This is a genomic window from Curtobacterium sp. PsM8, assembly GCF_030433875.1.
Classification (GTDB): domain Bacteria; phylum Actinomycetota; class Actinomycetes; order Actinomycetales; family Microbacteriaceae; genus Curtobacterium.
This window is the reverse complement of record NZ_JARUXD010000011.1, coordinates 55350-73009: the sequence shown is the minus strand read 5'-3', so window position 1 is coordinate 73009 and position 17660 is coordinate 55350. Positions and strand designations below refer to the sequence as shown.

At 71.3% G+C, this 17660-nt stretch carries 14 protein-coding genes and 1 tRNA gene; 2 read left to right on the top strand and 13 right to left on the bottom strand.

Annotation, left to right across the window (positions count from 1 at the left end; genetic code table 11):
* Positions 1–49: 49 nt before the first annotated feature.
* From QCD68_RS04330 to polA, 7 genes are all read right to left on the bottom strand, one after another.
* On the bottom strand, positions 50–1204 hold the full coding sequence (locus tag QCD68_RS04330) for an acyltransferase (protein WP_301222139.1): 1155 nt from the start codon (positions 1202–1204) through the stop codon (positions 50–52).
* A complete protein-coding gene (locus tag QCD68_RS04325) occupies positions 1201–2808 on the bottom strand; it encodes a class I adenylate-forming enzyme family protein (RefSeq protein ID WP_301222138.1) in 1608 nt (535 codons plus the stop codon). The genes QCD68_RS04330 and QCD68_RS04325 overlap by 4 nt, the downstream gene beginning before the upstream one ends.
* Positions 2809–2830: 22 nt before the next feature.
* Positions 2831–3943 (bottom strand): BPSS1187 family protein, encoded by a 1113-nt coding sequence (locus tag QCD68_RS04320; RefSeq protein WP_301222137.1) that lies wholly within the window; start codon positions 3941–3943, stop codon positions 2831–2833.
* Positions 3940–4542, bottom strand: coding sequence for a dephospho-CoA kinase (gene coaE, locus QCD68_RS04315; RefSeq protein WP_301222136.1), 603 nt, complete (start codon positions 4540–4542; stop codon positions 3940–3942). The genes QCD68_RS04320 and coaE overlap by 4 nt, the downstream gene beginning before the upstream one ends.
* A gap of 166 nt (positions 4543–4708) precedes the next feature.
* A complete protein-coding gene (gene rpsA / locus QCD68_RS04310) occupies positions 4709–6160 on the bottom strand; it encodes a 30S ribosomal protein S1 (protein ID WP_111073553.1) in 1452 nt (483 codons plus the stop codon).
* Between the two features lie 175 nt (positions 6161–6335).
* Positions 6336–8015 carry a DUF885 domain-containing protein gene (locus QCD68_RS04305; protein ID WP_301222135.1) on the bottom strand — a complete coding sequence of 560 codons (1680 nt, stop codon included), beginning with the start codon at positions 8013–8015 and terminating at the stop codon, positions 6336–6338.
* Positions 8016–8110: 95 nt separating this feature from the next.
* Positions 8111–10783 (bottom strand): DNA polymerase I, encoded by a 2673-nt coding sequence (gene polA, locus QCD68_RS04300; protein WP_111073555.1) that lies wholly within the window; start codon positions 10781–10783, stop codon positions 8111–8113.
* Positions 10784–10942: 159 nt separating this feature from the next.
* On the opposite strand from polA, the gene QCD68_RS04295 reads away from it, so the two are divergent.
* Complete coding sequence (locus QCD68_RS04295) at positions 10943–11311, top strand: PaaI family thioesterase (RefSeq protein ID WP_166779355.1); 369 nt, start codon at positions 10943–10945, stop codon at positions 11309–11311.
* A 41-nt stretch (positions 11312–11352) separates the two neighbouring features.
* Here QCD68_RS04295 and QCD68_RS04290 read toward each other — a convergent pair whose 3' ends face one another.
* From QCD68_RS04290 to QCD68_RS04280, 3 genes are all read right to left on the bottom strand, one after another.
* Positions 11353–11823, bottom strand: a complete 471-nt coding sequence (locus QCD68_RS04290; RefSeq protein ID WP_301222134.1) for a GNAT family N-acetyltransferase — start codon at positions 11821–11823, stop codon at positions 11353–11355.
* Between the two features lie 57 nt (positions 11824–11880).
* A complete protein-coding gene (locus QCD68_RS04285; protein WP_110825040.1) occupies positions 11881–12486 on the bottom strand; it encodes an ANTAR domain-containing response regulator in 606 nt (201 codons plus the stop codon).
* Positions 12487–12557: 71 nt separating this feature from the next.
* A tRNA-Leu gene (locus QCD68_RS04280) sits at positions 12558–12637 on the bottom strand.
* A gap of 137 nt (positions 12638–12774) precedes the next feature.
* Here QCD68_RS04280 and QCD68_RS04275 point away from each other — a divergent pair.
* Positions 12775–13314: an HdeD family acid-resistance protein gene (locus QCD68_RS04275; protein ID WP_301222133.1), complete on the top strand. Its 540-nt coding sequence runs from the start codon at positions 12775–12777 to the stop codon at positions 13312–13314.
* 25 nt (positions 13315–13339) lie between these two features.
* Here the strand turns inward: QCD68_RS04275 and QCD68_RS04270 are convergent, their stop codons facing one another.
* The 3 genes from QCD68_RS04270 to QCD68_RS04260 all read right to left on the bottom strand — a co-directional run bounded on the left by QCD68_RS04270 (position 13340) and on the right by QCD68_RS04260 (position 17652).
* Positions 13340–14476 carry a VIT1/CCC1 transporter family protein gene (locus QCD68_RS04270; protein ID WP_301222132.1) on the bottom strand — a complete coding sequence of 379 codons (1137 nt, stop codon included), beginning with the start codon at positions 14474–14476 and terminating at the stop codon, positions 13340–13342.
* 175 nt (positions 14477–14651) lie between these two features.
* Complete coding sequence (gene pyk / locus QCD68_RS04265; protein ID WP_111073559.1) at positions 14652–16097, bottom strand: pyruvate kinase; 1446 nt, start codon at positions 16095–16097, stop codon at positions 14652–14654.
* A 97-nt stretch (positions 16098–16194) separates the two neighbouring features.
* Complete coding sequence (locus QCD68_RS04260; protein WP_253463208.1) at positions 16195–17652, bottom strand: glutamate synthase subunit beta; 1458 nt, start codon at positions 17650–17652, stop codon at positions 16195–16197.
* Between the last annotated feature and the right edge of the window lie 8 nt (positions 17653–17660).

Sequence of the window (17660 nt, the reverse complement as noted above, 5' to 3'; positions counted from 1 at the left end):
GGCCTCTAGTCCGGGAGGCGCGCCCCACGTCGGTCCGCACCGGCCGTCGTCAGGCGCGCACCCGCCGCGCCCGCGACGGCCGGCCGGTCAGCGGCACGCTGAGCGGCGTCCAGCGGAACGCCTCCGTCACCGCGACCGACAGCACCAGCACGAGCACGTACGTGGCGAGCGTCAGCCACGGCTTCGGCACCGCCGACTCGAGCCAGCTGTCGCCGTACAGCAGGACCCAGATCATGAACGGGTGGCTGAGGAAGATGCCGAACGACCGGTCCGAGCCGTAGTCGACGACCCGCGCCAGGGCGGAGCCGGCCCGACGGCGGTCCGCCCAGGCCGCACCGATCGCCAGGAACCCGACGAAGACGGCGGTGCTCCACAGCACCTGCACGGGCTGCAGCGGGGTGCCGGCGGCGTACAGCGACTGGCCGAGGCCGACCTGCAGCCACCACACACCGAGCGTGAGCGCCCCGGTGCCCGCGAACGCCCAGAGGACGGCGCGGCGGTGCTCGCGGATGAAGCGGAGGAACGGGTCGGCGTGGTCTGCGGCCACCGCCCCGGAGACGATGAAGAACACGTACGAGAAGAAGAACTGCTTCTGGTACCCGTGCAGCCAGTCGATCGAGTGCGGCCAGTACTTGTAGGCGGCGAACACGGCGAGCTGCAGCAGGAACGCGACGACCAGCACCGTGACGTGGTGCCGCCGGGTGACCCGGACCAGCCAGATGATCACCGGCAGCAGCAGGTACACCTGCATCGTCACGAGCAGGAAGTAGAGGTGGTACCAGGACGTCCCGGTGACGATCCCCTCGGCGGCGGTCGTGACCAGCGCCGGCACGTCTCCCCGGGTCGACGAGCTGGCCAGCCAGGACGCGGCGACGTACACGAACGACCACGCCAGGTAGGGCACGCCGACGAGCAGGAACCGGCGCGGCCAGAACTGCGCGAGCGGGCGCGGTCGGAGCGACCAGCTGTAGACGAGCACGAACGCGGTGAGCGAGAAGAACACCAGCCGGGTGAAGTGCAGCAGCCCGAGCAGGGCGTTCAGCGGGACGTCGTCGGCGGCGATGGTGTGGCTCGTGGTGTGCACGCCGATGACGCACGCGAACGTGAGGATGCGGAGGACGTCGACCTCGTACAGGTGCCGCGGCTTGCCGGACGCCGTGCGGGTCGGGGTCTGCACGCCGGGCGTGTCGGTGGTGGCGCTCACCGGGACTCGGTCATCGCTCGGACGCGGGCACGCTGCACCTTGCCGGTCGGTGCCCGCGGCAGGTCGGGGACGACGGAGATCTCGGCCGGCCGGCGGAACCGGGTCAGGGCGGACTCGGCCAGGGCGGTCAGGTCGGCGACGAGTCCGTCGGTGTCGGCGTCCGCCTGCGGGATGACGTACGCCACCGGGACGGCACCGAGCACCTCGTCCGGCCGACCCACCACGACCGCTTCGAGCACGCGGGGATCGCGGAGCAGGACGTCCTCGACCTCGGACGGGTAGACCTTCTCACCGCCGCGGTTGATGACGTCGTCGGACCGCCCGGCGAGCGACACCCAGCCGTCGTCGGCAACGGACCCGAGGTCGCCGGTGGACAGCCAGCCGTCGGCGTCGAAACGGTCCGCCGCCCGGCCGCCCAGGTACGAGCGGACGATGCCCGGACCGCGCACCCAGAGGGCACCGATCTCGCCGGCCGGCAGGAGGGCGCCGTCCTCGCCGCGCACCTGCACCTCGGAGCCGACGGGCAGTCCGACGCTGCCCGGCCGGGCCGGGGCGTCGAGGGGTGTCGCGGTGATCTGGCTGGCGCCCTCGGTCATGCCCCAGCTCACCACGAGCGGCAGGTCCCCGAGGGCGGCGCGCACCGGGTCCGGCAGCGGTGCCGAGGCGCTCCGGACGAACCGCAGCGACGCCGGCGGCTGCAGCGGCCCGGTCTTCGCCAGGACCGCCAGGACCGCGGGCACGGCGTTCAGCCAGGTCACCCGGCGGGCCGCGAGCAGTTCCCAGAACCCGGTCCGACGGAACCGGCGGTCGAGCACCAGCGTCGCTCCGGCCACCAGGGTGGCGGCGAGGCCCACCACCTCGGCGTTGACGTGGAAGAGCGGCAGCGAGTTGAAGCCACGGTCCTCGGCGGTCAGCCCGTTGTGCCGGGCGATCGCGTGCGCCACGAACCGGAGCTGCGACTCCGGCAGCTCCACGCCCTTCGGCGTCCCGGTCGACCCGGAGGTGAAGAGCACGACGGAGCCCTCGCCCGGTCCGTCGGTCGGCGCGTCCGGGACGTCGCCGTCGCGGACCCCGATCGGGAGGCCCGTGGCCGGGTCGACGCCGGCCGTGGGCGATCCGGGGACGGTCGCGTCGGCACGGTCGACGCCAGGGGCCCCGGCGGTCCCGGCCGTTCCGGCTGGTCCGGCTGTTCCGGCTGTTCCGGCTGTTCCGGCTGGCGCACGGTCCGACACGACCATCGATGCGCCGCCGAGGAGCGCCGCGAGCCGTGCGGGTTCCGATGGCGGCTGCCCGGTGTCGACCGGCACGGAGCGCCGCCCGGAGGCGATCGCGGCGAGGTGCACGACGGCTAAGGCGATCGGGTCCCCCACGTCGACCAGGACACCACCGGAGGCCGGGGCACCGATCGCGTCGAACGTCCGGGACCACGCGGTGACTGCAGCGTCGAGACCGCCGTACGTCAGCGTCCGGTCGGAGCGGGCGTCCTCGAGGTAGACGTGGTCCGGGGTCTGCTCGGCACGCTGCCGGATGAGCGCCGCGAGGGTCGTCTCGTCGCGGGCGACCGCCTTGAGGTCGGGTGCGGGGTGTTCACCGTCATGCTGCACCGACTCATCGTATTTCCGCTGGCTATGACCGTCCGGAGGGAACGGCAGGAGTCGGGAACCGGTGCAGCATCCACTGCCAGATCCGGAGCATCCGCGGGTCGCCGTGCTCGTCGAGCGGTGTCGAGTCCTTGATGATCCGCGAGTGCGCCCAGTGCGGGTTGCCCACCGGCAGGTCCGTGAGGATCGCGTGCGGGTCCGCGCCCGGTGGTGGGGGCTCGGTGTCGGTCCGCCAGGGTCCGCCGGTTCCCGCCGAGCCGAGGGAGTCGCCCGCTCCGAGGGTGCCGCCCGGGCCCTCGTCCCGTCGGTCGTCGTCGAGCCCCATCGCCGACCAGGAGCCGGTGATCCGCGAGCCGAACTCGTCGCGGACGTCGTCCAGTGCGTACATCCGGCTCACCGGGGTCTGGCCGGGGTGGTCCATCCACGCGGCGTGCACCGGACCGACCGACTCGACGGGTGACGAGAACATCAGCGCCCCGAGCACCGGCCGGATGTGGGCGATGTACGCGGCCTCCCCGCCGCCCTGCGAGTGTCCGGCGACGACGATGTCCTGCCACTGGATGTCCTCGTCGGAGTGCACGAACCGGCCCCAGCCGCCGGCGGGGTCGACGTCGTCCAGGTGCGCCACGGCGTCGCGGAAGCGTGACACGATCGACCCCGCCGGGCTGACGTCGCTGAGTGCCGAACCCCGCGTGCCGTCGAACCGGTTCCGCTGGACCTGGCCGTAGCAGCGGGCGTCGGCCTCGCAGGTGCCGGACAGGGTCTTGCCGAGGTTCCAGTAGTCGAGCCCGAGCACGTGGTAGCCGTCGTCGAGCGCCGTGGTGAGGAACCGCTGGTAGTCGGCAGGCTTCGCCCGGGTGGCCGGCAGGAACAGCAGCAGCGGGCCGCTCGGCGAGGTCCGGGCGGCGAAGTCGTCGCGGTTCGGGGCCAGCCGCTCGCCGTCGATCGCACCGAGCCGGAAACGGTGGAAGTCGCTGTGCGGCGCCTCGCCGGGCTCCAGCGTGCGGTGGGGTTGCGCCGGCCGACCACCCTCTGCGACACGCTGGCCGCCGAGGACGTTCGCCCCGACGAGGGCGGCGAGGCCCATGGCGACCAGGACCAGGACCGCGACGACGAGTAGCCGGTGGTGCGCCCTCATCCGACGAGTCGCGCCCAGACCTCGTCGGCCGAGCGGAGCGTCTGCTCGAGGGTGCCGTTCGCATCGACGACGTGGTCGGCGAGGGCGAGGCGGTCGGCGTCGGAAGCCTGTGCCGCCACCCGCCGTTCGGCGTCCTCACGGCGCATCCCCCGGTGCTCGACGAGACGCTCGATCCGCACCGCGGCGGGGGCGTCGACGACCACGACGGCGTCGAACCGGAGCGGCCGCGAGCCCTCGGCCTCAGCGAGCAACGGCACGTCGTAGACGACGACGGCGTCCGGGTCGGCTGCCTCGGCGGCGTCGAAGCGCTGCTGTGCGAGGCGCCAGACCTCCGGGTGGGTGATGCCTTCGAGGGCCCTGCGTGCCTCCGGGTCGGCGAAGACGACCGCACCGAGAGCGGGCCGGTCGAGACTGCCGTCCGGGGCGATCACCGCGTCGCCGAAGCGCTCCCGGACCGCCTGCAGACCCGGGCTGCCCGGTGCCACGGCGTCGCGCGCGAGCCGGTCGGCGTCGACGACCACCGCGCCGTGTTCCGCGAACCGCGACGAGACGGTCGACTTGCCCGCGGCGATGCCGCCCGTGAGTCCGATGATGCGCACCCCGACAGCGTCGCACGGACTGCTCCACGAATGCTCCCAGCCGAGATCGCCGTCGCGGCGAGCCGCACGACGCCGAAGAGCCCGGCCCCGGTCGTCCCCTGGGGGACGATCAGGACCGGGCTCTCGGTCGATGCGACGGGTGATCAGCTCACCCGGTCACATCCGTTCAGCTGTTGCTGAGCTTCTCGCGCAGCGCTGCGAGGGACGCGTCGTCGGCGAGGGTGCCGGCTCCGGTTGCCTCGCTCGTGAACGTCGAAGCGGCGGCCGGGAGGTCGAAGCCACCCTGCGCCTCTTCGGTGAGGGACTTGGCGACCTGGGCCTTGTGGGCCTCCCAACGCGCCTGGGCGGCCGCGTACTGGCCCTCCCACTCGGTGCGCTGGGTGTCGTAGCCCTCGAGCCACTCGTTGGTCTCCGGGTCGAAGCCCTCGGGGTACTTGTAGTCGCCCTTGTCGTCGTACTCGGTCGGCATGCCGTAGAGCGCCGGGTCGAACTCGGTGCTCTCCGGGTCGACGCCCTCGTTGGCCTGCTTGAGGCTGAGCGAGATGCGGCGACGGTCGAGGTCGATGTCGATGATCTTGACGAAGACCTCGTCGCCCACGGACACGACCTGCTCGGCGAGCTCGACGTGCTTGTTCGAGAGCTCCGAGATGTGCACCAGGCCCTCGATGCCGTCCGCGACGCGGACGAAGGCACCGAACGGCACGAGCTTCGTGACCTTGCCCGGCGCGATCTGACCGATCGCGTGGGTGCGGGCGAAGACCTGCCACGGGTCTTCCTGGGTGGCCTTGAGCGAGAGCGACACGCGCTCGCGGTCCAGGTCCACTTCGAGGATCTCGACGGTGACTTCCTGACCGACCTCGACGACCTCGCTGGCGTGCTCGATGTGCTTCCAGCTGAGCTCGGAGACGTGGACGAGGCCGTCGACGCCGCCGAGGTCGACGAACGCACCGAAGTTGACGATCGACGAGACGACGCCCTTGCGGACCTGGCCCTTGTGGAGGTTGTTCAGGAAGGTGGTGCGCGACTCGGACTGCGTCTGCTCGAGCAGGGCGCGGCGCGAGAGGACCACGTTGTTGCGGTTCTTGTCGAGTTCGAGGATCTTCGCCTCGAGCTCCTGACCGAGGTACGGCGTCAGGTCGCGGACACGGCGCAGCTCGATGAGCGAGGCCGGGAGGAAGCCGCGGAGGCCGATGTCGACGATCAGACCGCCCTTGACGACCTCGATGACCGTACCGGTCACGACGCCGTCGGACTCCTTGATCTTCTCGACGTCGCCCCATGCACGCTCGTACTGTGCACGCTTCTTCGACAGGATCAGGCGGCCTTCCTTGTCCTCCTTCTGGAGGACCAGGGCCTCGACCTCGTCACCGACGTTGACGACCTCGTTGGGGTCGACGTCGTGCTTGATCGAGAGCTCGCGCGAGGGGATGACACCCTCGGTCTTGTACCCGACGTCGAGGAGGACCTCGTCGCGGTCGATCTTCACGACGGTGCCGGAGATGAGGTCTCCGTCGTTGAAGAACTTCAGGGTCTTCTCGACCTCGGCCAGGAAGTCATCAGCCGAGCCGATGTCGTTGATGGCGACCTGCTTGGGAGCCTTGGTCGTGGTGGTTGTCATGTAGAGATTGCTCCGAACGGACATGAGTCGGGCCGTGGCGGCGAGGGAGCGACCCCCGGTCCGCGAGCCGGTCGGACGACCGGTGCGAGCCACCATGGCGATGAGTGTTGTTGGCGCGGATTGCGCCGCACAAGTCTATCCAGCGGGAGGGACGCCCACAACCGGGCGTGTCGGCTCAGCCGACGAGCGCACTCCGCAGGGTGTCGAGACCGACGCCACCGAGCGCGAGGGCCCGGTGGTGGAAGGCCTTGAGGTCGAACGCCGCCCCCTCACGAGCCGCCACGTCGTCCCGGATCGACTCCCAGACGCGCTGCCCGACCTTGTACGACGGCGCCTGCCCCGGCCACCCGAAGTACCGCGCGACCTCGAACTGCACGAACGCCGGGTCCATGTTCACGTTCTGCCCCATGAAGTCGAGGGCGTACTCCCACGTCCAGCCGCCGCCGTCCGGGTTGGTCTTCTGCAGGTGCACACCGATGTCGAGCACCACGCGGGCGGCCCGCATCCGCTGACCGTCGAGCATGCCCAGACGGTCGCCGTCGTCGTCCAGGAACCCGAGCTGCTCCATCAGGCGCTCGGCGTACAGCGCCCAGCCCTCGACGTGCCCGGACGGTCCGGCCAGCTGTCGGCGCCAGGTGTTCAGCTCGCCGCGGTTGTAGACCGCCTGGCTGATCTGCAGGTGGTGGCCCGGGACGCCCTCGTGGTAGACCGTCGTCTTCTCCCGCCAGGTGCCGAACTCGGTGACGCCCTGCGGGACGGACCACCACATGCGGCCGGCGCGCGAGAAGTCGTCGGACGGACCGGTGTAGTAGATCCCGCCCTCCTGCGTCGGGGCGATCCGGCACTCCAGGCGCTTGATCGGGTCCGCGATTTCGAAGTAGCGACCGTCCATCGCGCGGATCGACTCGTCGCTGGTCTCCTGCATCCAGGCGCGGAGCGCGTCGGTGCCGTGCAGCACGCGCGCCGGGTCGGCGTCCAGCACCTCGATCGCCCGGGCGACGCTCGCCCCGGACTCGATGCGGTCGGCGATGCGCTCCTGCTCGTCGCGCATCCGCGCGAGTTCCTCGATGCCCCACTCGTACGTCTCGTCCAGGTCGACGACGGCGCCGAGGAACCGGCGGGAGTGCAGCGCGTAGTCGTCACGGCCGACGGCGTCCACCGGGGTCGAGAGCGGCAGCACGTCGTGCTCCAGGAACGCGCCGAACGACCGGTAGGCGGCCGCGGCGACCTCGGCCCCGCGGGTCAGCTCGGCGCGCAGCTGCTCGGGGACCGGCGCCCCGCCCTCGAGTGCGGCGCCCTCGGCGAGCTGACGGAAGAACCCGTCGGGCGCGCCGTTCCGGGCGGCCTGCTCGGCGATCAGCTCGACCTGGCGCTTCGCCGCGGTCACGCCCTCACGGGTGCCCTCGAGCAGCGTCTCGCGGTATCCCTCCAGGGCCTCCGGCAGCGCCTGCAGACGGCCGGCCACGTCCTGCCAGTCCTCCGCCGTCGCCGTCGGCATCAGGTCGAGGACGTCACGGAGCGACTGCGCCGGGCTCTGGATCACGTTGAGGTCGCGGAGGTGCAGCTTCCGCTCGTACGACTCGACGGTCAGGTCGAGCTCCGCACCGAGGTCGGTCTTCGTCACCCGGTCGACGTCGTCCTGCGCGTCGGCGGCGTCGAGCGCCCGGCGGGCGGCACGAGCGGCGTCGGCCAGGGTCGCGGCGCCTGCCGGCGACGTGTCGCCGTACCCGTCCGTCCGCCCCGGTACGCCGATGTACGTGGCGACGGTCGGGTCGAGATCCACGAGCGTGGTGACCCACTGCTCGGCGACCTGGTCGACGGCGGACGGCTGACGGACGGGACGGTCATCGCTCATGAGACCGACCCTACCCACCGGCCCGAGCATCCCCGCCAGCACGACCTCACCCACCAGCACACACCGCCCCGCCGCTCCCGCGGGTGCCGCCGCGCTCAGTGCGCCGCCGCCTCCCAGTTCGTGCCGAGCCCGACCGAGACGTCGAGCGGGACGGTCAGCTCGGCCGCGCCGCCCATGCGGGTGCGGAGGATCTCCTCGACCCGGTCCTGCTCCCCCGGTGCGATCTCGAGGATCAGTTCGTCGTGCACCTGCAGGAGCAGCCGCGAGCCGAGGCCGCCGTCACGGAGGTCCGCGTCGACGCCGAGCATCGCGATCTTCATGATGTCGGCGGCCGAGCCCTGGATCGGGGCGTTCAGCGCGGCACGCTCGGCGTTCTCGCGGAGCACCCGGTTCGGGCTCTTCAGGTCCGGGAACGGCCGACGACGACCGAAGATCGTCTCGGTGTAGCCGTCTTCGCGGGCCTGCTCGACGACGTTCCGGAGGTAGTCGCGGACCGCGCCGAAGCGGGCGAAGTACTCGGTCATCAGGGTGCGGGCTTCGCTCTGCTCGATGCGGAGCTGCTTCGACAGCCCGAACGCACTGAGCCCGTAGGCCAGGCCGTAGGACATCGCCTTGACCTTGGTGCGCATCTCCGGACTGACGTCCGACGGCTCGACGCCGAAGACCCGGGCGCCGACGAAGCGGTGCAGGTCCTCGCCCTCGTTGAAGGCCTGGATCAGCCCGGCGTCACCCGACAGGTGCGCCATGATCCGCATCTCGATCTGCGAGTAGTCGGCAGTGAGGAGCGTCGTGTACGGCTCGGCGACCGCGAAGGCCGACCGGATGCGGCGACCGACGGCGGTCTTCACCGGGATGTTCTGCAGGTTCGGGTCGGTCGAGGACACCCGGCCGGTGCTCGTGCCGGTCTGCTCGTACCGGGTGTGGATCCGGCCGTCGACCACGGCGGCGTCGAGGGTGTCGACGATCTGGCGGAGCTTCGTGGCGTCGCGGTGCTGCAGCAGCAGGCCGAGGAACGGGTGCGGGTGCTGCTCCTGCAGGTCGGTGAGGCTCGCGGCATCGGTCGAGAAGCCGGTCTTCGTCTTGCGGGTCTTCGGCATCGCGAGCTCGGTGAAGAGCACTTCCTGCAGCTGCTTCGGCGACCCGAGGTTGACCTCGTGCCCGATCTCGGCGAAGGCCTGCTGGGCGAGGTCCGCGGCGCGCTCCCCCAGCTCGTGCGAGAGCCCGGTCAGCACCGGCCGGTCGATCCCGACGCCGGTCGTCTCCATCCGGGCGAGCACCGACGTCAGCGGCAGTTCGATGTCGTCGAGCACCGTGAGCGAGCTCGGGTCGACGCGGGCCCGGAGCGCCGTGACCACGCGGAGGACGTACCAGGCGTGCACGCCGACGTTCACCGGGTCGGTCTCCGGCACCAGCTGGTTCGGGTCCGCCGTGGGCAGTTCCTCGCCGAGCTCCTGGTAGACGAGGTCGGCGAGGGGCTGGCCCTGCTTGCCGGGGTTCGCGAGCCAGCCGGTGATGCGGGCGTCACCGGCGATCCCGGCGACGGTGAAGCCCGCCGTGCCGAGCGCCTTGATCGCGGCCTTGGCGTCGTGGAAGTGCTTCGGGGCGTCCGAGGCGAACCAGGCCGAGAGCTGCTCGTAGTCCTGCGCTCCGCTGCCGCCGGGCACCAGCACGGCGTCGTCGTGCGTGGCGATGCCGATGGCGCTGAGGCGGCCGTCGATGACCTCCACCGCGACACCGAAGCCGTTCTCGGCGTCGGCGGCCGACTTCCGCTCCAGCCAGTGGCCGAGTTCCTCGTCGATCAGGGTCTTCACCGGCGGCGGGGTCGGGCCGGCGTCCTCGACGCTGCCGTCCGTCGTCGACGGATCGGTCGGTTCGCCGCTGCCGACGACCTTGAACACCCGGTCGAGCAGGGTGCGGAACTGCAGCGTGGCGAAGAGTTCACGCACCGCGGCCTCGTCGACCGGACGGAGGGCGACGTCGGCGGGGCCGACCGGCAGCTCGACGTCGGTCACCAGGCGGTTCAGGCGGCGGTTCCGGATCGCCCGATCTCGCTGCTCGCGGAGGTTGTTGCCGACGACGCCCTTGATCTCGTCGGCGTGCTCGAGCACCCCGTCGAGCGAGCCGTACTGGGTGACCCACTTCACCGCGGTCTTCTCGCCGACCTTGTCGATGCCGATCAGGTTGTCGCTGGTCTCCCCCACCAGCGCCGCGATGTCCGGGTACTGGTGCGGTTCGATGCCGTAGCGCTCGTACACCTTGTCGCGGTCGTAGCGGGTCAGTTCGGACACGCCGCGGACCGACGGGTAGAGCAGCGTGACGTCGTCGTTGACGAGCTGGATCGAGTCGCGGTCACCCGACACGACGTAGACCTGGAAGCCCTGGTCGGCGCCCTGCTTCGAGAGGGTCGCGAGGATGTCGTCCGCCTCGAAGTCCTCCTTCGTGACGGTGGTGATGCCCATCGCCTCGAGCGCCTGCTGCAGCAGCGGGATCTGGCCCTTGAACTCGGCCGGCGTCTCGGAGCGGGTGCCCTTGTACTCGGCGTACTCCCGCGTGCGGAACGAGAACCGCGAGATGTCGAACGCGACGGCCAGGTGCGTCGGCTTCTCGCGCTGCAGCAGCATGAGCAGCATCGAGATGAACCCGTGGATGGCGTTCGTGTGCTGCCCCTCGCGGTTCACGAAGCTGTCGACCGGCAGCGCGTAGAAGGCCCGGAAGGCGAGCGAATGGCCGTCGATGACCATGAGGGTAGGCTTTGCGGAGTCCGACACCCGGACAGCCTACCGACGGCCCCCGACAGGGTGCGGCCCCGGTCCTGGCAGAGCGACCACGCGGAAGGCCGACGCGACGTGACCGACGAACAGACCGTCCAGGACAGCCAGGGCGTCCAGGGTCCCCCGGCGGCAGTCGCCGAGTACCTCGCCCGCGGGATGGGCCAGCTCGCCGACAAGATGGGCATGGTCGTCACCGAACTCGGCGCCGACCGGGCCGTCGCGTCCATCCCCGTCGAGGGCAACCGACAGCCCGCCGGCCTGCTGCACGGTGGCGCGTACGTCGTCCTGGCCGAGAGCCTCGGGTCGATGGCGGCGAACATCCACGCCGGCCCCGGGCGCTACGCCGTCGGCATCGAACTGAGCGCGTCGCACACCCGGAGCGCCACGAGCGGCCGCGTCACCGGCACCTGCACCGCCATCCACCTCGGTGGCACGCTCACCACGCACGAGATCGTCCTGACCGACGACGAGGGTCGGCGCTGCTCGACCGTGCGCATCACGAACATCATCCGCGACGCCCGCTGACCCGGAGCATCAGCGACATCGGGCGTCAGTGCCACCGCGCATCAGGCCTCCGGCGGTCGTTGCAGCAGCAGCGGGGTGTCCCCGAACCCGAGCCGTCGGTAGAGCGTCTCGCCGTCAACACTCGAGTGCACCGAGGTCCGCTCCACCCCGGCGTCGTCCGCGAGCTCGAGCAACGCGGTGACGATCCGTCCCGCGACACCGCGTCCGCGGAGGTCCGGGTGCACGTAGACCGTCTGCACGTCACCCGTCACGCGACGGCCGGGTCGGTCCGGCGTCGGCGGCCGGTCCGTCAGCGCGAGCCAGCCCATGCCGAGCACGACGCCGTCCCGCTCCGCGACCACGCAGCGGTGACTCTCCGGGTGGTCGGCTGCGAACGCCGCCATCGCGTCCCGGAAGTCCGCGGCGGACACCGCTGGCACGGCGCCGCCTTCGTCGACACTCCACCGCCAGCGGAGGTCGGCCACCGTCGGCAGGTCGGCCGGTCGGGAGGCCCGGATCACCACGTCGTCCATGCCCTCACCCTGCCACGTGGCCGGGTCGTGCTGGACGACGGGTCGCCGTACGACGGCTTACTTCTTGGCGCTGAGCTGCTCGATGATCGCCTTGGCGACGTCGTGCATGGTCAGACGGCGGTCCATCGACGCCTTCTGGATCCAGCGGAACGCCTCGGGCTCGGTGAGGCCCATCTTCTCGTTGAGCAGGCCCTTGGCCCGGTCGACGAGCTTGCGCGTCTCGAAGCGCTCGACCAGGTCGGCGACCTCGGCCTCGAGCGTGATGATCTGCTGGTACCGCGAGAGGGCGATCTCGATCGCGGGGAGCAGGTCGTTCGGGGTGAACGGCTTCACGACGTAGGCCAGCGCGCCGGCCTCGGTCGCGCGCTCGACGAGCTCCTTCTGGCTGAACGCCGTGAGGAGGACGACCGGCGCGATGTGGTTCTTCGACAGCTTCTCGGCTGCGGAGATGCCGTCGAGCTGCGGCATCTTGACGTCCATGATGACGAGGTCGGGACGCAGGTCGGTCGCGAGCTGCACCGCGGTCTCACCGTCGCCGGCTTCACCGACCACGTCGAACCCGTTGTCGCGGAGGATCTCGACGATGTCGAGGCGGATGAGCGACTCGTCCTCGGCGACGACGACGCGACGGGGTGCTGCTGCGGTTGCTTCTGTGTCACTCACGACGGAGAGCCTACTAGACGCTCGATCCGACCGCGGCAACCCGGCCGGTCGCCGGAGCGACTCCAGATCAGTACGAGTGGCGGGACTCGAACCCGCACGCCAGAGGCAGAGCATTTTGAGTGCCCCGTGTCTACCATTCCACCACACTCGCGAGCGGTGCCAGCGTAGCAGCAGCGCCCCGGACCGCAGGTTCCGGCCAGGTCGCCGTCCCGCGCCGCCCCATCGCGGCGCGCGACGCCCGGTCACGGTACGGTCGGAGGTCCGGCTGACCTGTCAGGGAGGAGCCCCGTGGACTCTCGTGCCGTCCGCACGTTCCGCGCGTTCGTCGTCGTCACCGCCGTGGTCGCGGTGACCGCCGGCGTCGTCGCCGTCGTCTGGCCACGACCGACCCTCGTCCTCGTCGCGCTGCTCTTCGGCGTCTACCTGGTGGTCGCGGGCGCGATGCGGGTATTCGCGGCGGCGCGTGGACACGGCACGCCAGCCACCTGGCGCTGGACCTCGGGCGTGGTCGGCACCCTCGTCGGCCTCGCCGGACTCGTGACGTTGCTCGACCCCGCGGTGCCGCTCGTCGTCTACGCGGTCCTCGGCGGCCTCGCCTTCCTGATCGAGGGGGTCGCGGCCCTCGTCGGTGCCCTGGTCGGGCATCCCGGGTCCTCACGCGGGCCGACCGTCGTCAGCGGCGTGCTCTCGCTGCTCTGCGGCACGGCCGTGCTCCTCGCCCCGACGACGGCGCTCGAGGTGTTCACGGTCCTGGCGGGCATCGCGCTCGTCGGGGTCGGCAGCGCAGCACTGCTGCTCCTGCCGGCCCGCGCCGCCGCCCGCCGCTGAGCGCGACGGGGCCCGCGGGTCCGCGTCAGCCCGTGCTCGTCCCGAAGAGCAGCCCGAGCAGGTAGGTCACGGCCGCGGCCCCGAACCCGATGCCGAGTTGCCGCAGAGCGCGCCGCAGCGGCGAGGCACCGCTCAGGACACCGACGACGGCACCGGTCCCGAGCAGGGCGAGACCGACCAGGGCGGCCGCCAGACCGATCGCCGGCCACCCCTCGAGCCCGAACAGGTAGGGCAGCACCGGGATCACCGCGCCGGAGGCGAAGAAGCAGAAGCTCGAGAGTGCCGCGCTGGTGCCGGTACCGATCGCCTCGTGGTCGTCCGCGTCGTCCGTGACGCCCGGGCGTGGCAGCGCCGACCGCGACCGGACGACGGGGAGACCCCCGGTGGTCGGCGCGGCGAGCAGCGCGGCGATGACCTCGTCCGCGTGCGCGGCGGCCTCGTCCTCGGTCATCCCCCGCGCCCGGTAGACCAGGGCGAGTTCGTTGGCGTCGACGTCGAGGTCGGCGACCGCGTGCTGCGCCTCGGGGTGCGGCGTCGAGGCCTCGAGCAGCTCCCGCTGGGACCGCACCGACACGTACTCCCCCGCGCCCATCGACAGCGCGCCGGCGAGGAGGCCCGCGACACCGCTGAGCAGGACGAAGTGCCGGTCCGCTCCGGAGGCGCTGATGCCGATGATGAGCGCCAGGTTCGACACCAGGCCGTCGTTCGCCCCGAACACCGCGGCCCGGAAGGTCCCGGACAGACGCATCCGGCCACGGTTCGCGAGCCCACGCACCACCTCGCCGTGGATCCGTTCGTCGGCCGCCATCGTCGGGGTCGCGTCGGCGTCGTCCGCGTACGGCGAGCGGTCCTCGGCACGCTGCATGAGCGCGAGCACGAACACCGAACCGAACCGCTTCGCCAGCGCGGCGAGCACACGGGTCCGCAGGCTGCCCGCGAGCGGCCGGCCGACGTCGTCGCCGAGCAGGTCGCGCCAGTGCTGTTCGTGGCGGCCCTCCGCCTCGGCCAGCGCCGCGAGGATCTCGCGTTCCTCGCCGCTCCGTCGCGTCGAGAGGTTCCGGTAGACCGCCGCCTCGGCACGCTCGTCCGCCAGGTAGCGGCGCCACCGCTGGACATCGGCCCGAGAACGCGTGCTGTCGGACTGGAGGCTCGGGTCACCCATGCGACGCTCCTCGCGTGATCGGTCGGTCGGGACGGGACCACGCTACCGACGCAGGCCGCGTCCGGAACGCACCCCGGGCCTCCCGGCCGTCCGGACCGGACGTCTGCACGACACGAGGCCGCCACCCGGAGTGGGTGACGGCCTCGGATCGTGACGCTCCGATCGTGACGCTGGGTCAGTCGCGGACGTACGCCGGAGCGGCCTGGGCGTGCGCGTCGCCGACGCGGTGCACCCGGAGGTCGTTCGTCGAGCCCTCGAGTCCGGGAGGGGAACCCGCCGTGACGATCACGCGGTCGCCGGGGATGGCGAGCCCGTTGCCGATGAGGACGTCGTCGACCTGCGAGAACAACTCGTCGGTGTGCGTCTTCCGGTCGACCAGGAAGGAACGCACACCCCACGTCAGCGCCAGACGGCGGCGAGTGGCCTCGTTCGGCGTGAACGCGATGATCGGCAGGCCGTGGCGGAGGCGCGACATCCGGCGAGCGGAGTCGCCGGACTCGGTGAACACGCAGAGGTAGGACGCCTCGGTGAACTCGGCGATCTCGACGGCGGCGAGGGTGATCGCACCGCCGAGGGTGCGTGGCTTCGTGCCGAGCGGGGCGATGCGCTCGAGGCCGTGGTCCTCGGTCGACTCGACGATGCGGGCCATGGTGCGGACCGTCTCGATCGGGTAGTCACCGACGCTCGTCTCGCCGGACAGCATGACCGCGTCGGCACCGTCGAGGACGGCGTTCGCGACGTCGGAGGTCTCGGCGCGCGTCGGGATCGGCGAGGAGATCATCGACTCGAGCATCTGCGTCGCGACGATGACCGGCTTGGCCATCCGGCGGGACAGCTCGACCGCGCGCTTCTGCACGATCGGGACCGCCTCGAGCGGCAGCTCGACGCCGAGGTCACCACGGGCGACCATGATGCTGTCGAAGGCATCGATGATCTCCTCGAGCGCGTCGACGGCCTGGGGCTTCTCGACCTTGGCGATCACGGGGAGGCGCTTGCCCTCTTCGTCCATGATCTCGTGGGCCCGGACGACGTCCGAGGCGTTGCGGACGAACGACAGCGCGATGAGGTCCGCACCGATGCGGATGCCCCAGCGGAGGTCGGCCTCGTCCTTCTCGCTGAGGGCGGGGACGTTCACCGCCACGCCGGGGAGGTTGATGCCCTTGTTGTTCGAGACGGTGCCGCCGACGACGACCTCGGTGCGCACGCGCACACCGTCGGTGTCGAGGACGCGCAGCCGGACCCGGCCGTCGTCGATGAGCAGCGGGTCACCGGGCTTGACGTCCTGCGGCAGGCCCTTGAACGTCGTGCCGCAGACGTCCTTCGTGCCGGGGATGTCCTCGGTCGTGATGGTGAACTCATCACCGACGGCCAGCTCGTGGGGGCCGTCCGCGAACTTCGCGAGACGGATCTTCGGACCCTGCAGGTCGACGAGGATCGCGACGGGCTTGCCGAGCTCCTCGGCGGCACGACGGACGTTGACGTAGTTGGCCTCGTGCACGCTGTAGTCACCGTGGCTGAGGTTCAGGCGGGCCACGTCGACCCCGGCCTGGATGATCTGCTTGACGACCTCGTAGTCGGCGGTGGCAGGTCCGAGCGTCGAAACGATCTTTGCGCGTCTCAATGGATTCCTTCGTGTGGTGGTGTGGCTTCGGGAACGACGAGAGGCCACCAGCACCCTATCGAGTGCGGGTGGCCTCTCGTCTACGGGGAGGGGACCATCAGACCGAGATCGCCCGGTCCGTCGCCTTGACCGGGGCCGGCAGGATCGTCGAGCCCTCGAGGTACTCGTCCACCTTCGAGGCAGCGGCGCGGCCCTCGGCGATCGCCCAGACGATCAGGGACTGACCGCGACCGGCGTCACCGGCGACGAAGACGCCCGGCTCGTTGGTCGTGTAGTCGGCCTGGCGGCTGACCACACCCGAGACGCTCGTCGGCAGACCGAGCTGCGGCTCGAGTGTGTCGGTCTCGGGACCGGTGAAGCCCAGCGCGATGAGTACCAGGTCCGCCGGGATCTCCCGCTCGGTGCCGGCCTTGGGGACACGACGGCCGTCGAGGTACTCGGTCTCGGCCACGCGCAGGGCGCGGACCTCACCGGCCTCGTTGGCCAGGAACTCGACCGTGGACGCGAGGAACATGCGCTCCCCGCCCTCCTCGTGGGCGCTCGTGACCTCGTAGACGGTCGGGAACATCGGCCAGGGCTGCTCCGACGGACGCTCGAGCGGCGGCTGGTTGCCGATCGCCAGGTTCGTCACGCTGAGCGCGCCCTGCCGGTGGGCGGTGCCGATGCAGTCCGCACCGGTGTCACCGCCGCCGATCACGACGACGTGCTTGCCCTCGGCGCTGATCTGGTTGTCGACGACCGTGCCGGCGTTCGCGCGGTTCTGCTGGACGAGGTAGTCCATCGCGAAGTGCACGCCGGAGAGATCGCGGCCCGGGATCGGCAGGTCGCGCGGCACCGTGGCGCCGGTGGCGACGACGACCGCGTCGTAGCGGGACTTCAGGTCGTCCCAGGTGATGTCCCGGCCGATCTCGACGCCGGCGCGGAAGCGGGTGCCCTCGGCCTGCATCTGGGCGAGGCGGGCGTCGATCTGCCGCTTCTCCATCTTGAAGTCCGGGATCCCGTAGCGGAGCAGCCCACCGATGCGGTCGTCACGCTCGTAGACGGCGACGGTGTGGCCGGCACGGGTGAGCTGCTGCGCGGCGGCCAGGCCGGCAGGACCGGACCCGACGACGGCGACGGTCTTGCCCGTCAGGCGCTCCGGCGGGTGCGGGGTGACCCACCCGTTCTGGAACGCGTCGTCGATGATCGACACCTCGACCTGCTTGATGGTCACCGGCGGCTGGTTGATCCCCAGCACGCAGGAGGCCTCACACGGGGCCGGGCAGAGGCGACCGGTGAACTCCGGGAAGTTGTTCGTCGCGTGTAGCCGCTCGATGGCCTGACGACCCTCGCCGCGCCAGGTGAGGTCGTTCCACTCCGGGATCAGGTTGCCGAGCGGGCACCCCTGGTGGCAGAACGGCACGCCACAGTCCATGCAACGACCGGCCTGACGCTTCAGCGCACCGGACTCCTGCTGCTCGTAGACCTCTTTCCAGTCCATGAGGCGGACCGGCACGGGGCGGCGGGGCGGCAGTTCACGTTCCTGGACCTTCAGGAACCCCTTGGGGTCAGCCACGGGTCACC